This is a genomic window from Pseudomonas sp. Sample_22 (assembly GCF_004307635.1).
In the GTDB taxonomy this organism is placed as follows: Bacteria; Pseudomonadota; Gammaproteobacteria; order Pseudomonadales; family Pseudomonadaceae; genus Aquipseudomonas.
In genome coordinates, this window is record NZ_RCNY01000086.1 from 85,494 (window position 1) to 100,219 (window position 14,726).

Consider the following 14,726-nt stretch of genomic DNA (forward strand, 5'->3'; position numbering starts at 1 on the left):
CCGTGTTGATTTGTTGTGACGGTCAAACAGTTGTTTGAAACATACGTTTACGCCTAAATCTTGTCAAGCGTCGATCTTTTGCCGTTCGTCATCCCTTAAGGAAATAGCCGGCATACAGGCTGCGCAGCGCCGCCGCTACAGCAGCACGCCAGTGAAGGAAAGATTAGTTTAGGGAGAAGGACTTACGCAGAAAAACGCCGCGAAATATCGCGGCGTTGGCAGTGCTGATTCAGCAGGAGATCAGGCGAACGTATCGATCAACGTTCCAAGCACTTCATCGGATGCCTTGGCGACCTTGGCGCCCAGTTCAACCTGAAATTTGCCCTGAGACATCTCGGCCATGTTGCTGGCCAGGTCCGATTGCTGACTGCGGTCGACAGAACGCAGGCGATCGACCTGGGCATCCGAGGATTGGCTGGTGACCGCACGTTCGACGGTGTTGTTGGCGATCTGGCCCGCGGCTTGATCGACACGGTTCTGCCCTGTCTGAATAGTGCTCAGACCGGCATAAAAAGCGCTGTTACCTGAGATTTCCATGGGAGAACTCGTCCTTGCAAAGGATTACCAACACACATTGAAGCAGACCTGCGCAGAAAACGCCCGACAAAAACCCTAATGGCACTGTGCCTTGTCATAGGCAAATTCTAGTCCAGCAGGTCCAGTTGGAGATGTTCCGCCACGGCTTCGGCCGTCACCAGCTTGAGCTTGGGCACCCGTCCCAGGCAAGGCGCCGGTATGCGCTCGGCCAGGGTCGCGAGGTTTTCCTCCAGGCGCGAAGTCTTCGGGTCGATGATGTTGGCCACCCAGCCCGCCAGTTGCAAACCGTCCCGGGCAATCGCTTCTGCCGTGAGCAGCGCATGGTTGATGCAGCCCAGGCGCACGCCGACCACCAGGATCACGGGCAGACCCAATGCCATCGCCAGATCCGACAGGTTGTCCTGATCCGCCAATGGCACGCGCCACCCACCGGCGCCTTCGATCAAGGTGAAGTCGGCCTGCATATCGAGAATCTGCCGCATCGGCGCCGCCAGCGATTGCACGGTCAGCGCGATGCCCGCCTCGCGGGCGGCCAGGTGCGGGGCAATGGCCGGTTCCAGCGCCACCGGATTGACCTGGGGATAAGTCAACGGCAGCGAACATTCCGCCAACAATGCCAGCGCATCGGCGTTACGCAGCCCCTTGGGCGTCACGGTGCAACCGGAGGCCACCGGTTTACCGGCTGCGGTGCTCAGGCCGGCAGTTCGAGCGGCATGCAACAGACCTGCGGCCACCGTGGTTTTGCCGACATCGGTGTCGGTACCGGTGATGAAATAGGCTGCGCTCATAAGGGTTTCTCCAAAACGGCGTACACCACTTGATAAGTCGCCGGCAGGCCCTCGGCCTGACGAAACTGCTCATAAGCCTCGACCAGCCCCAGTATCCGCGCCCGTCCCGTCAAACCGCCAGGGCGCCCGGGATTGAGGTTGTGCGCGCCCAGGGCCTTGAGTTCATGGGTCAGGCTGCGCACGTCCGGGTAATGCAATACATGCGCTCGGGTTTCCAGCGTGAGCGGCTGCAAGCCGCTGGCCGCACACAGCTGTTGATAAACAGCGAATTCGCGGAAGCGGTTGACATGCACCATGCCATCGACCTGACGCCAGCTGTCGCGTAACTCGTACAACGTACCCACGCACAGACTAGCAAATGCGAAAACACCGCCCGGCTTCAGTACGCGGTAAGCCTCGCTGAGTACCGAGGTGAAGTCCGCACACCACTGCACGGCCAGGCTGGAAAAGATCAGATCGCAAGTGGCATCGCGCAATGGCAGGCGCTCGGCGTCGCCCGCGATGAAATGCGCAGCACCGCCCAAGGGCCGGGCGTGATTGAGCATGCCCTCGGCGATGTCCAGCGCCACCCCGTGACCGAGCGGGAAGCGTTCGCCCAATGCACGACTGAAATGCCCGGTGCCACAGCCAAGGTCCAGCCATCGCTGCGCAGTGAACGACGCCGGTAACCGGCCCAGCAATTGATTGCCTACCTCTCGCTGCAACTCGGCCACGCTGTCGTAGCTCGCCGCGGCGCGGGAAAAAGAAGCCGCAACCTGGCGTTTGTCGGGCAAGCCGCCGGGCAGGTTGGGAAGGGATAAATCAGTCATCGCCGGACTCATGCAAAAAGGCCTGGATCGCCCCCGCCACACCGTGGGGGTCTTCCAGAAGAAACGCGTGGCCGGCCTGTTCAATCAGACCGATTTCGATATCCGGGGTTAACGCGAACAGCTCGCCTGCCGCCTCAGCGGGAACCAGACCATCAAGGCCAGCAAACAGATGCAGCTGCGGGCCGCGAAAGGCCTGCAAGGCGTGGCGGGTATCGAGCTGCGCAAGCACTTCCAGACCGCTCAGCAACACCGAGGCCGCCGTATGTGGCGCGCCGCCGAGCAGCAGCCGCGACAAACCGCGCGGGTCTTGGGCACCTTGGGCGCAAAGCAGCGAAAAGCGTTTCAATGTCGTGCGCGGGTCCGCCCTGCAACCTGCCAGAAACGCATCGAAGGTTTCACCGGGCATCGCGCTCGGCCATTGGTCATGGGCGACAAAACAAGGGTTGCTCGCCAGCGTCAGCAGACCACAACAACGATCACCACGACGCGCCGCCAATTCGGAGGCGAGCATGCCTCCCAGGGACCAGCCGCCAAGCCAGGCATCCTGGGGCAACATCGAGTCGAGTTCATCGAGCCATTCTTCAAGGTCGCTGGAAACCAGCTCCGGCAGTGGCTCGATTTCCACCCGCAGATGTTCATCCAGGCCTTGCAAGGCGGCCGCCAGCGGCTCCAGCGGCGAAACGCCAAGGCCCCAGCCAGGCAGCAGAATCAGTCGATCACGCATGGCTTGGCTCCGGTCCCAGTTGTTCGAAACAATCGGCCAGTCCTTCTAACAATAGCTGCACTTGCGACTCGCTATGGGCGGCGCTCAGGGTCACACGCAAACGGGCGCTGCCGGCGGGCACGGTCGGTGGACGAATGGCGGTCACCATCAGCCCGCGCTCGCGCAACATCTGCGACAAACGCACCGCCCTGGCGGTGTCGCCGATCATGATCGGCTGGATCGGTGTGAAACTGTCCATCAGCTGCAGGCCAATCTGCTCGGCGCCTTGACGGAACTGGCGGATCAGCGCTTGCAGATGCTCACGGCGCCAATGTTCGCTGCGCAACAGTTCAAGACTTTTGAGTGTGGCGCAGGCCAGTGCGGGCGGCTGGCTGGTGGTGTAAATGTAGGGGCGGGCAAACTGAATCAGGCTTTCGATCAGCTCTTCACTGCCGGCGACAAATGCCCCCGCCGTGCCGAATGCCTTGCCGAGGGTGCCGACCAGTACCGGCACTTCTTCCATACTCAGGCCGAAATGCTCGACGATGCCGCCGCCATTGGCGCCTAGCGGACCGAAACCATGCGCATCATCGACCATCAACCATGCGCCCTTGGCCTTGGCTTGCCGGGCCAGCGCGGGCAGGTCGGCGATGTCGCCGTCCATGCTGAACACGCCATCGGTGACCACCAGGGTATTGCCGCTGGCTTTCTCAAGCCGAGTAGCCAGGCTCGCGGCATCGTTATGCAGGTAACGGCTGAACCGTGCGCCCGACAACAGTCCCGCGTCCAGTAATGAAGCATGGTTGAGTCGGTCTTCCAGCACCGTGTCCCCCTGCCCCACCAGCGCGGTCACCGCGCCAAGGTTGGCCATGTAACCGGTGGTGAACAGCAATGCGCGTGGGCGACCGGTCAGATCGGCGAGTGCTTCTTCCAGCGCGTGATGCGGGCCACTGTGGCCGATGACCAGGTGCGATGCTCCGCCGCCGACGCCCCATTTCAAGGCGCCGGCGCGCCAGGCTTCGATCACTTGCGGGTGATTGGCCAGGCCCAGGTAATCGTTGTTACAGAACGCCAGCAGCGGTTGGCCATCGACCACCACTTGCGGGCCTTGCGGGCTTTCGAGCAGCGGACGCTGGCGATAGAGGTTTTCGGCACGACGGGCAGCCAGGCGTGCGGCGAGATCGAAAGACATGCAGGCCTCGGGCAATCAAAGCACCAATATTAGGGTGAACACAGACCCTGTGGGAGCGGGCTTGCCCGCGATAGCGATCTTCCAGTCGACATCCTTTTTGAATGTGACTGCGCGATCGCGGACAAGCCCGCTCCCACAGGGTTCAGCATTCCAGCCAATCAAAATTGCGTAGCGCTTAAACCGCCGCGTTATAGAACTGCTCGCTGCTCTTCTGCTCCACCAATGCCTGTTCGATCGCCGCCTGATGCACTTCGTCAGCGTGCTCTTCGCGGGCTTCCGGCAGGATGCCCAGACGCGAGAACAGCTGCATGTCTTTGTCGGCCTGCGGGTTGGCGGTGGTCAGCAGTTTTTCACCGTAGAAAATCGAGTTGGCGCCGGCGAAGAACGCCAGGGCCTGCATCTGCTCGTTCATCGCTTCGCGGCCGGCGGACAGGCGCACGTGGGATTGCGGCATCAGGATCCGCGCAACCGCGAGCATACGGATGAAGTCGAACGGGTCGATGTCCTCGGCGTTTTCCAGTGGTGTACCGGCGACTTTCACCAGCATGTTGATCGGCACCGATTCCGGATGCTCCGGCAGGTTGGCCAACTGGATCAGCAGGTTGGCGCGATCATCGAGGGACTCACCCATGCCGAGGATGCCGCCCGAGCAGATCTTCATCCCTGAATCACGCACGTAGGCCAGGGTTTGCAGGCGCTCGCTGTAGGTGCGGGTGGTGATGATGCTGCCGTAGAACTCGGGGGATGTATCGAGGTTGTGGTTGTAGTAATCCAGACCGGCCTTGGCCAGCGCTTCGGTCTGCTCCTGATCGAGGCGACCCAGGGTCATGCAGGTTTCCAGACCCAGCGCTTTCACGCCTTCGACCATTTTCAATACGTAAGGCATGTCTTTGGCCGATGGATGTTTCCACGCGGCGCCCATGCAAAAGCGGGTCGAGCCGATGGCTTTGGCGCGGGCGGCCTCTTCGAGGACCTTCTGCACTTCCATCAGTTTTTCTTTTTCCAGGCCGGTGTTGTAGTGACCGGACTGTGGACAATATTTGCAATCTTCCGGGCAGGCACCGGTCTTGATCGACAACAGGGTCGACACCTGGACGCGATTGGCGTCGAAATGCGCGCGGTGCACCGTCTGCGCCTGGAACAGCAGGTCATTGAAGGGTTGAACGAAGAGTGCTTTGACTTCGGCCAAAGTCCAGTCATGACGCAGGGTGGCAGTGGTGCTGGCGCTCATGGGCGTTTCCTTTGTTTTATGCTGGGCAAGCGACTGGGGACGGAATACCCACAGGCGCAACACGGATGTTCGGCATATTTAAGGAAGAGCAATGCGCTGTCAACCACGATACGAAAGACAGGTTTACATCTGGTTAAAAAACAAACAATTTTGTTTGTTGTGTGATGAATTGGCCGATGGGGCCGCGCCCATCTGCATGGCCTGCGAAACCGACTTGCCCTGGCTCGGCGATCACTGCCTGAGTTGCGCACTGCCGTTGCCCGCGGCCGGCCTGACGTGCGGCCAATGCCTGAAACAGCCACCGGCCTTCGAAAAAGTCGTTGCGCCATGGACCTACAGTTTTCCAGTAGACAGCCTGATTACCCGTTTCAAGCACAGCGCCAAGTGGCCGTTTGGCCACTTGCTCGCCGAACTGCTCACCCAGGCGCTGCAACATCGTTTCGCCGATGATCTGCCGGTTCCCGATGCATTGGTTCCGGTGCCACTGGCGCCCAAACGCTTGCGCCAACGCGGGTTCAATCAGGCGGCGATGCTCGCCCGCTGGTTAAGCGCTCACCTCGGCTTACCTTCCGACGAGCGGCTGCTGTCGAGGCCTCAAGACACCAGTGCCCAACAGGAATTGAATGCAGCGGCGCGCAAGAACAATTTGCGCCGCGCATTCGCTCTGGTGCCCGACGCATCGGTGAAGGGCCGTCACTTGGCTTTGGTGGACGACGTGCTGACAACCGGCGCCACTGCACAAGCATTGGCTCGTCTGCTGATGGACGCCGGTGCCGCACGGGTCGATGTCTATTGCCTGGCCCGCACGCCCAAACCGGGGGACGCGCCTTGACTTGACTCGTTCGCACTTAGCAGCCAACGTCCTTTCCATCGTCACAACCCAAAGCGTCTGCCATGTCCTTGCCCAGTTTGTTGTCCCAGCACATTGTCCGCCGTCCGCAGCGCATCGCCCTGCTGCAACACATCGCTGAACAGGGTTCGATCACCCGTGCCGCAAAAAGCGCGGGGCTGAGCTACAAGGCAGCCTGGGATGCCATCGATGAGCTGAACAACCTCGCGCAAAAGCCGTTGGTGGAGCGCAGTGTCGGTGGCAAGGGCGGTGGCGGCGCCAAACTGTCCAGCGAGGGCGAGCGGGTATTGCGCCTGTATCAGAAATTGCAGGCGTTACAGGCTCAGGTGCTGGAAGCTGCTGAAGACGCCAGCGACCTGGACCTGCTCGGTCGCCTGATGTTGCGCACCAGTGCGCGCAACCAACTGCATGGTACGGTCGCCGCAATCGAGCCGCAGGGGCGAAACGACCTGATTCGCCTGGCAATGGCTGAACACCTGGTCATCGAAGCACAAATCACCCACGACAGTACCGAACGACTGGAGCTGCAAATCGGTACCGAAGTCGTCGCGTTGATCAAGGCCGGTTGGCTTGATCTGATGGCGATCGACTCTGGCGAAACGCCAGGCAACAATTGCTTGAACGGCATTATCGACAAGATCCTTGATGCAGACGACGGCCCCAGTGAAGTACGTATCTCCCTGCCCAACGGCTTGACCCTGTGTGCCTTGGCCGAACCCGGGCATTTGCAGTCCCAGGGACTTGGCAACGGCACGCCCGTGCGCGTCGAGTTTTCACCGTCCCGGGTTCTGCTGGGCACTCCTTTGTAAACGCGCTGCAACAAAACCTTCATCACTGATCACTAAGGTGACTGCAAAAACCGCAGGGAGCCTGATGTGAGCCTATTAGAAGACAACCAACCCACCGACCTCGAACAAATGGTCGGCCTCAGCCGTCGCGGGTTCATCAGCGCGGGAGCCTTGTGCGGCGCCGCCATGTTCCTCGGTGGTAACTTGTTGAGCCGCAGCGTGCTGGCCGCCAGTGTCAGCGCCGGCAACAGCAAGCTGCTGGGGTTCGAGAGCATTCCCGCCGCCACCGCCGACAGCATCAGCCTGCCGCCAGGCTACAAATCTTCGGTGTTGATCAGTTGGGGCCAGCCCCTGCACAAAAACGGTCCGGCATTCGATCCGAGCGGCAATGGCAGCGCCGAGCAGCAGGAAGTCCAGTTCGGCGACAACAACGACGGCATGAGCCTGTTCGCCTTTCCCGGGGACGACCATCGCGCGCTGATGGCGATCAACAACGAATACACCAACTATCGCTACCTTTACCCCCAGGGCGGCATGCCGCAATCGGCGCAAGACGTGCGCAAAGCCCTGGCTTGCGAAGGCGTGTCGGTGATTGAAGTGCAACGCAAGGACGGCCACTGGCAATTCGTTCAGGATTCACGTTACAACCGACGCATCCATGGCAATTCACCGATCAGGCTGAGCGGCCCCGCCGCCGGACATGACTTGCTGAAAACCAGTGCCGATCCGCAGGGTAAAACCGTCCTCGGAACGTTCCAGAATTGCGCCAACGGCCAGACACCGTGGGGCACTTACCTGACCTGCGAAGAGAACTTCACCGATTGCTTCGGCAGCACCAATGCCGAACAGAAATTCGACGCCGCGCAGAAACGCTATGGCGCGGTGGTCTCCAGCAAAGAGATCAACTGGCATCAACACGATTCGCGTTTCGACCTGGCGAAAAATCCCAACGAACTCAACCGACATGGCTGGGTGGTCGAGATTGATCCGTTCGACCCGCAATCGACCCCGGTCAAGCGCACCGCGCTGGGGCGCTTCAAACACGAAAACGCCGCCCTCACACAAACCCGTGACGGGCATGCCGTGGTTTACATGGGCGACGATGAGCGCGGCGAATTCATCTACAAATTCGTCAGCCGCGACAAAATCAACCTCCAGAATCCCAAGGCCAACCGCGACCTGCTCGATCACGGCACCTTGTACGTGGCACGGTTCGACGCCGGTGACGGCAATGCCGATCATCCCAAAGGCCAGGGTGAATGGATCGAGTTGACCCACGGCAAGAACGGCATCGATGCCGGCAGTGGTTTTGCCGATCAAGCCGAGGTGTTGATCAATGTGCGTCTGGCGGCAAGCGTCGTGAAAGCCACGCGCATGGACCGCCCGGAATGGATCGTGGTCAGTCCCAAGGATGGCCAGGTCTACTGCACGCTGACCAACAACGCCAAACGCGGTGAAGACGGGCAACCGGTGGGCGGACCAAACCCGCGGGAGAAAAACGTCTACGGGCAAATTCTGCGCTGGCGCACCGATCGTGATGATCACGGTTCGAAAACCTTTGCCTGGGATCTTTTTGTGGTGGCCGGCAACCCGCAAGTACACGCGGGAACACCAAAGGGTGGCTCGTCGAACATCACCCCGCAGAACATGTTCAACAGCCCCGACGGTCTGGCGTTCGATGATGCCGGGCGGTTGTGGATTCAAACCGATGGCGATGCCAGCAACGCCGGAGATTTCGCCGGCATGGGCAACAACCAGATGCTCTGCGCCGATCCGGTGAGCGGGGAAATTCGTCGTTTCATGGTCGGACCGATTGGCTGTGAAGTGACGGGGATCAGTTTCTCACCCGATCAAAAAACCCTGTTTGTCGGAATCCAGCATCCGGGTGAAAACGGCGGTTCGACCTTCCCCGAGCATTTGCCCAATGGCAAGCCGCGGTCTTCGGTGATAGCGATCAGCCGGGAAGATGGCGGGATTGTCGGCGCCTGATTTGGATCGTCCGCCACTGATCGTTCCTACGCTCTGCATGGGAATGGCTCAACGGACGCTCCGCGTTCGGCTTTTGGGACGCAGGGCGTCCCTGGCTGCATTCCCACGCAGAGCGTGGGAACGATCCCCCTAAAGCAGCCCCGTCTGCGCTACCATGCCTGGCCGGACGCAGCAGCCTGCTGCGCGCAGGAGTCAGCATGGCCCACCCGTTTGAAACCCTCACCCCAGACCTCGTGCTCGATGCCGTCGAGAGCATCGGCTTCCTCAGCGACGCGCGCATCCTGGCGCTCAACAGCTACGAGAATCGTGTCTATCAAGTCGGCATCGAAGACTGCGAGCCGCTGATCGCCAAGTTCTATCGTCCGCAGCGCTGGAGCAACGAAGCGATTCTGGAGGAACACCAGTTCACCTTCGAACTTGCCGGGGTTGATGTACCCGTGGTTGCGCCGCTGATCCACAACGGTGAAACGCTGCACGAACACAAAGGCTTTCGCTTCACCCTGTTCCCTCGCCGCGGTGGTCGTGCGCCGGAGCCGGGCAACCTCGATCAGTTGTATCGCCTGGGGCAACTGCTCGGGCGCTTGCATGCAGTGGGTTCGACCAAGCCGTTCGAGCATCGCGAAGCCCTGGCAGTCAAGAACTTCGGCCATGACTCACTGGCAACCTTGCTCGAAGGCAATTTCATCCCGCGCAGTTTGCTCCCGGCCTACGAGTCCGTCGCCCGCGATCTGCTCAAGCGTGTGGAAGATGCCTACAGCAACACACCGCACCAGAACATCCGCATGCACGGCGACTGTCACCCCGGCAACATGATGTGCCGCGACGAAATGTTCCATATCGTCGATCTCGACGACTGTCGCATGGGTCCGGCGGTCCAGGACATCTGGATGATGCTGGCGGGTGATCGGCAGGATTGCCTGGGGCAACTGTCGGAATTGATGGACGGCTACAACGAATTCCACGACTTCGACCCGCGGGAGCTGGCGCTGATCGAACCCTTGCGTGCCCTGCGCCTGATGCACTACAGCGCCTGGCTTGCCCGCCGCTGGGACGACCCGGCCTTTCCGCGCAGTTTTCCGTGGTTCGGCAGCGAACGCTATTGGGGCGATCAGGTGTTGGCGTTGCGTGAGCAGTTGGCCGCGCTCAACGAAGAACCCCTGAAGTTGTTCTAACCCCTGTAGGAGCGAGGCTTGCCCGCGAAGAACGAAAACGCGGTACATCAGGCATACCACGTTAGCGTTCTTCGCGGGCAAGCCTCGCTCCTACACAATCCTCTATACATCTATACAATCCCTTCTTTGTTAGCTGCCTAAGCAAGGACTCTGCATGCAAGCCGCCAACCCGCGTCGCGGGTACATATTGGGCCTGAGTGCCTACATCATCTGGGGACTTTTCCCGCTTTACTTCAAAGCCATCGCCAGCGTTCCCGCCGTGGAGATCATCATCCACCGCGTGCTCTGGTCGGCGCTGTTTGGTGCCTTGCTGCTGATGGTCTGGAAGCACCCGGGCTGGTGGCGTGAGCTGCGTGATAATCCGAAGCGACTGACGATCCTCGCCTTGAGCGGCACATTGATCGCGGCCAACTGGCTGACCTATGTCTGGTCGGTGAATAACGGGCGCATGCTCGAAGCCAGCCTTGGTTACTACATCAATCCGCTGGTGAACGTGCTGCTGGGCATGCTGATCCTCGGCGAGCGGCTGCGCCGCATGCAATGGATTGCGGTGGGGCTGGCGGCCGTGGGCGTAGCGCAACAGGTATGGCAAGTCGGCAGTCTGCCGTGGGTGTCGCTGGTGTTGGCTCTGACCTTCGGTTTCTACGGGCTGATTCGCAAGCAGGCACCCGTGAAGGCCCTGCCCGGGCTGGTGGTGGAAACCTGGATGCTGGTGCCGATCGCCATTGCCTGGTTGTTGCTCAATCCGACCGCCAGCAGTGCTCAGGCCGAATTCTGGACGACCTCCGAGGCCTGGTGGTTGGTGGCGGCAGGTCCGGTGACGCTGGTACCGCTGGTGTGTTTCAACGCCGCCGCGCGGCATTTGCCCTACACCACACTGGGCTTCCTCCAGTACCTGGCGCCGACGTTGGTGTTGTTGCAGGCGGTACTGCTGTTTGACGAACACTTGTCGTCCAGCACCTTGGTGGCCTTCATGTTTATCTGGGCAGGCCTGGCCGTTTACAGCGTCGATGCGTGGCTCAGTTTGCGTCGCCGCGCCTGATCAAAAAACGTACAAACCTCCACAGGCCACGTATTCCGTGGCCTGCATCGTTCCTTCCCAAGGTTATCCACAGCGTGATCCCCGCCGTTTGTGCGCAAGTCACTGAAACTGCTGGTTTTTTGATCAGATCCTGAAAAGCCCCGGCCGGCGTGGCCTGGCGGGCTGTCTCTACAGGTTATCCACAGGCAGGTGCACGTTAAACTTGGATAACCGGGTCACGGTTCACTGCGCAGCACCAGTTCCACCATCAGATCATCCGCCAGGGTTTCCAGGCGTGATTGCAGCACGTCCAGAGAAAGGGTCAATGGCACCGCCAGAATCGCCTCGGCGTGGAACAACGGCTCGCTGCTCATCGGCGCTGGACGCACTTCCGTCACCAACCTTTCCAGGTTCACCCCCTGCTCGCTCAACAACCGGGTGATGTCTCGCACGATACCGGGGCGATCATTGCCCACCAATTCCATGGCAATCGGCTTCCAGGTGCAGGACTGTTCGATGCCGCTTTCGGCGATCAACACGCGAATGCCCTGAGCGGACAATGCCTGTAGGGCATCGACTAATGCGTCGTAGGCTTCTGCCGGCACGCCCACCCGAAGAATCCCGGCGAATTGCCCGGCCATGCGCGACATGCGGCTTTCCAGCCAGTTGCCGCCCTGCTCGGCAATGCATTGGGCAATGCGCTCGACCTGCCCTGGCTTGTCCGGTGCAAAAACGGTGAGTACGAGGTGGTCCATGGCGCAGCCCTCTGGTCATGACTCTTGTTATAGAAAACCAAGTATAGGCAAGGGGCTGGAATCGGCTTGGCTGTGGCGAGGGAGCTTGCTCCCGCTCGACTGCGAAGCAGTCGTAAAAACGTTTGGGCTTGCTTCGCAAGCCAGCGGGAGCAAGCTCCCTCGCCACGGGAAACATAGCTCCATAGCCGCAAACCAAAGATTATGTGTACAACTTTTTATATTTAACTGGAACAATCTCATGGTTTTTTGAGAACATCCCGATCCCCGACGTGACTGCAATGCGTCATGGGGTCGCAGAACGACGTAATTAGTCTAATTTTCACAAGCGCAATTGATCATGTAGTATGCCGCAGCGCGCACTACATAACGTTGGATCGATGTCTGCCACAGCCGCAGCCACATCCCTGAAAGCCCCGTCAGCAAGGCCCTCAAGCCGTTGATCGGTCACCACCCAGCCGTCAGAAATGGCATGTACTGGTCGCAGGGTTTGTGGTTTAAATGGCCAGAGGCTTCATTGTTAAATTGAAGAGCTGAAAAGCGAAATAGCTGAGCAGAGTGAGGCAAGCAATGACTGAACACGTTCAAGTCGGTGGCCTGCAGGTCGCCAAAGTCCTGTTCGACTTCGTGAACAACGAAGCCATTCCCGGTACCGGCCTCACCGCCGATAAGTTCTGGGCCGGTGCAGACAAGGTCATTCATGACCTGGCACCGAAGAACAAAGCCCTACTCGCCAAACGCGATGATTTCCAGGCGCGTATCGACGCCTGGCACCAGGAACGCGCCGGTCAGGCGCACGACGCCGTGGCCTACAAAGCCTTCCTGCAAGACATCGGTTATCTGCTGCCAGAAGCGGCCGATTTCCAGGCAACGACGCAAAACGTCGATGAAGAAATCGCCCGCATGGCCGGTCCACAACTCGTGGTCCCGGTGATGAACGCCCGCTTCGCTCTCAATGCTTCGAACGCCCGCTGGGGTTCGCTGTACGACGCGCTCTACGGCACCGACGCCATCAGCGAAGCTGACGGTGCGGAAAAAGGCAAAGGCTACAACAAGGTTCGTGGCGACAAGGTCATCGCCTTCGCCCGCGCCTTCCTCGACGAAGCGGCGCCACTGGCAGCCGGTTCCCACGTCGATTCCACCGCCTATAAAATCGTCGACGGCAAACTGGTCGTCGCGCTAAAGGGCGGCAGCAACAGCGGCCTGCGCAACGATGCGCAACTGATCGGTTTCCAGGGCGATGCTTCGGCACCGACCGCGATCCTGCTGAAAAACAACGGCCTGCATTTCGAAATCCAGGTCGACGCCAGCACTCCGGTTGGCCAGACCGATGCCGCCGGCGTCAAAGACATCCTGATGGAAGCCGCGCTGACCACCATCATGGACTGCGAAGACTCGGTTGCCGCCGTTGATGCCGATGACAAAGTGGTGATCTACCGCAACTGGCTCGGCTTGATGAAAGGCGACCTGTCGGAAGAAGTCGCCAAGGGTGGCAAGACGTTTACCCGCACCATGAACCCCGACCGCACCTACACCGGTGTCGACGGTAACGCGGTGAACCTGCACGGTCGCTCGTTGTTGTTCGTGCGCAACGTGGGTCACCTGATGACCATCGATGCGATCCTCGACAAAGATGGCAATGAAGTGCCGGAAGGTATTCTCGATGGCCTGGTGACCTGCCTGGCAGCGATGCACAACCTGAACGGCAACACCACGCGCAAGAACACCCGCACCGGCTCCATCTACATTGTGAAGCCGAAGATGCACGGCCCTGAAGAAGCGGCGTTCACCAACGAACTGTTCGGCCGCATCGAAGACGTGCTGGGCCTGGCGCGCAATACCCTCAAGGTCGGGATCATGGACGAGGAACGCCGTACCACGGTCAACCTCAAGGCTTGCATCAAGGCTGCCAGCGAGCGCGTGGTGTTCATCAACACCGGTTTCCTCGACCGCACGGGCGACGAAATCCACACCTCCATGGAAGCCGGCCCGATGGTGCGCAAGGCCGACATGAAGGCGGAAAAATGGATCGGTGCCTACGAGAACTCCAACGTCGATATCGGTTTGAGCACCGGCCTGCAGGGTCGCGCACAGATCGGTAAAGGCATGTGGGCAATGCCTGACCTGATGGCAGCGATGCTCGAACAGAAAATCGCTCACCCACTGGCCGGCGCCAACACGGCCTGGGTCCCGTCGCCAACTGCCGCTGCCCTGCACGCGCTGCACTACCACAAGGTTGACGTGTTCGCCCGTCAGGCCGAACTGGCCAAGCGTGCTCACGCGTCGGTGGACGACATCCTGACCATCCCGCTGGCAGTGAATCCGCAGTGGACCGCCGAGCAAATCAAGAACGAACTGGACAACAACAGCCAGGGCATTCTCGGTTACGTCGTGCGCTGGATCGACCAGGGCGTTGGCTGTTCGAAAGTGCCGGACATCAACGATGTCGGCCTGATGGAAGACCGTGCCACGCTGCGTATTTCGAGCCAGCACATCGCCAACTGGCTGCGTCACGGCATCGTCACCGAAGAGCAAGTGATGGAAAGCCTCAAGCGCATGGCGCCGGTGGTTGACCGTCAGAACGCTGGTGATGCGCTGTACCGTCCATTGGCACCAGACTTCGACAGCAACATCGCCTTCCAGGCGGCGGTCGAGTTGGTGATCGAAGGCACCAGGCAGCCGAACGGCTACACCGAGCCGGTCCTGCACCGTCGTCGTCGCGAGTTCAAGGCTGCCAACGGCCTATAACGAACGTTTACGCCGGACATGAAAAAGCCCTGATCTTTCGATCAGGGTTTTTTTTGGGCATCACGGGCGCTGCCTTAGCGGGCAAGCCTCGCTCCTACAGGTCTTGCACGAAGCGCGGCTTGCCCGCGAAGACGATCAAACAAGCC

The 14,726-nt window shown here is 60.2% G+C and carries 13 protein-coding genes; 6 read left to right on the plus strand and 7 right to left on the minus strand.

Annotation, left to right across the window (positions count from 1 at the left end):
- Nucleotides 1-240 precede the first annotated feature (240 nt).
- From D8U73_RS24380 to bioB, 6 genes are all read right to left on the minus strand, one after another.
- Nucleotides 241-537: a pyrroloquinoline quinone biosynthesis protein PqqE gene (locus D8U73_RS24380; RefSeq protein ID WP_130905979.1), complete on the minus strand. Its 297-nt coding sequence runs from the start codon at nucleotides 535-537 to the stop codon at nucleotides 241-243.
- A 107-nt stretch (nucleotides 538-644) separates the two neighbouring features.
- Nucleotides 645-1,325, minus strand: coding sequence for a dethiobiotin synthase (gene bioD, locus D8U73_RS24385; protein WP_130905980.1), 681 nt, complete (start codon nucleotides 1,323-1,325; stop codon nucleotides 645-647).
- Nucleotides 1,322-2,134 carry a malonyl-ACP O-methyltransferase BioC gene (bioC, locus tag D8U73_RS24390; protein WP_130905981.1) on the minus strand — a complete coding sequence of 271 codons (813 nt, stop codon included), beginning with the start codon at nucleotides 2,132-2,134 and terminating at the stop codon, nucleotides 1,322-1,324. The genes bioD and bioC overlap by 4 nt, the downstream gene beginning before the upstream one ends.
- The gene (locus D8U73_RS24395) at nucleotides 2,127-2,858 is read right to left on the minus strand and encodes an alpha/beta fold hydrolase (RefSeq protein ID WP_130905982.1); all 732 of its coding nucleotides are present in this window, start codon (nucleotides 2,856-2,858) and stop codon (nucleotides 2,127-2,129) included. The genes bioC and D8U73_RS24395 overlap by 8 nt, the downstream gene beginning before the upstream one ends.
- Nucleotides 2,851-4,029 (minus strand): 8-amino-7-oxononanoate synthase, encoded by a 1,179-nt coding sequence (gene bioF / locus D8U73_RS24400; RefSeq protein ID WP_130905983.1) that lies wholly within the window; start codon nucleotides 4,027-4,029, stop codon nucleotides 2,851-2,853. The genes D8U73_RS24395 and bioF overlap by 8 nt, the downstream gene beginning before the upstream one ends.
- A 175-nt stretch (nucleotides 4,030-4,204) precedes the next feature.
- Nucleotides 4,205-5,260, minus strand: a complete 1,056-nt coding sequence (gene bioB / locus D8U73_RS24410) for a biotin synthase BioB (protein ID WP_056853574.1) — start codon at nucleotides 5,258-5,260, stop codon at nucleotides 4,205-4,207.
- 91 nt (nucleotides 5,261-5,351) lie between these two features.
- Between bioB and D8U73_RS24415 the strand changes: the two genes are divergently transcribed.
- From D8U73_RS24415 to rarD, 5 genes are all read left to right on the plus strand, one after another.
- Entirely contained in the window at nucleotides 5,352-6,092 is a 741-nt protein-coding gene (locus D8U73_RS24415; protein WP_130905984.1) for a ComF family protein, read from the plus strand.
- Between the two features lie 62 nt (nucleotides 6,093-6,154).
- Nucleotides 6,155-6,919, plus strand: a complete 765-nt coding sequence (locus D8U73_RS24420; RefSeq protein ID WP_056853576.1) for a TOBE domain-containing protein — start codon at nucleotides 6,155-6,157, stop codon at nucleotides 6,917-6,919.
- A gap of 66 nt (nucleotides 6,920-6,985) precedes the next feature.
- Entirely contained in the window at nucleotides 6,986-8,887 is a 1,902-nt protein-coding gene (locus D8U73_RS24425) for a PhoX family phosphatase (RefSeq protein WP_130905985.1), read from the plus strand.
- Nucleotides 8,888-9,084: 197 nt separating this feature from the next.
- Nucleotides 9,085-10,059 carry a serine/threonine protein kinase gene (locus tag D8U73_RS24430; protein WP_056853578.1) on the plus strand — a complete coding sequence of 325 codons (975 nt, stop codon included), beginning with the start codon at nucleotides 9,085-9,087 and terminating at the stop codon, nucleotides 10,057-10,059.
- 154 nt (nucleotides 10,060-10,213) lie between these two features.
- The gene (gene rarD / locus D8U73_RS24435) at nucleotides 10,214-11,101 is read left to right on the plus strand and encodes an EamA family transporter RarD (RefSeq protein WP_130905986.1); all 888 of its coding nucleotides are present in this window, start codon (nucleotides 10,214-10,216) and stop codon (nucleotides 11,099-11,101) included.
- A 215-nt stretch (nucleotides 11,102-11,316) separates the two neighbouring features.
- On the opposite strand, the gene D8U73_RS24440 is transcribed toward rarD, so the two are convergent.
- A complete protein-coding gene (locus D8U73_RS24440; RefSeq protein WP_056853580.1) occupies nucleotides 11,317-11,835 on the minus strand; it encodes a glycine cleavage system protein R in 519 nt (172 codons plus the stop codon).
- A gap of 567 nt (nucleotides 11,836-12,402) precedes the next feature.
- On the opposite strand from D8U73_RS24440, the gene D8U73_RS24450 reads away from it, so the two are divergent.
- Nucleotides 12,403-14,580, plus strand: coding sequence for a malate synthase G (locus D8U73_RS24450; protein WP_056853581.1), 2,178 nt, complete (start codon nucleotides 12,403-12,405; stop codon nucleotides 14,578-14,580).
- Nucleotides 14,581-14,726: the final 146 nt, after the last annotated feature.

Coding starts and splice junctions, on each gene's coding strand:
- bioF (WP_130905983.1), bottom strand. CDS start 4,029: ATGTCTTTCGATCTCGCCGCACGCCTGGCTGCCCGTCGTGCCGAAAAC.
- D8U73_RS24380 (WP_130905979.1), bottom strand. CDS start 537: ATGGAAATCTCAGGTAACAGCGCTTTTTATGCCGGTCTGAGCACTATT.
- D8U73_RS24420 (WP_056853576.1), top strand. CDS start 6,155: ATGTCCTTGCCCAGTTTGTTGTCCCAGCACATTGTCCGCCGTCCGCAG.
- bioB (WP_056853574.1), bottom strand. CDS start 5,260: ATGAGCGCCAGCACCACTGCCACCCTGCGTCATGACTGGACTTTGGCC.
- D8U73_RS24430 (WP_056853578.1), top strand. CDS start 9,085: ATGGCCCACCCGTTTGAAACCCTCACCCCAGACCTCGTGCTCGATGCC.
- bioC (WP_130905981.1), bottom strand. CDS start 2,134: ATGACTGATTTATCCCTTCCCAACCTGCCCGGCGGCTTGCCCGACAAA.
- D8U73_RS24450 (WP_056853581.1), top strand. CDS start 12,403: ATGACTGAACACGTTCAAGTCGGTGGCCTGCAGGTCGCCAAAGTCCTG.
- rarD (WP_130905986.1), top strand. CDS start 10,214: ATGCAAGCCGCCAACCCGCGTCGCGGGTACATATTGGGCCTGAGTGCC.
- D8U73_RS24440 (WP_056853580.1), bottom strand. CDS start 11,835: ATGGACCACCTCGTACTCACCGTTTTTGCACCGGACAAGCCAGGGCAG.
- D8U73_RS24415 (WP_130905984.1), top strand. CDS start 5,352: ATGCGCTGTCAACCACGATACGAAAGACAGGTTTACATCTGGTTAAAA.
- D8U73_RS24395 (WP_130905982.1), bottom strand. CDS start 2,858: ATGCGTGATCGACTGATTCTGCTGCCTGGCTGGGGCCTTGGCGTTTCG.
- bioD (WP_130905980.1), bottom strand. CDS start 1,325: ATGAGCGCAGCCTATTTCATCACCGGTACCGACACCGATGTCGGCAAA.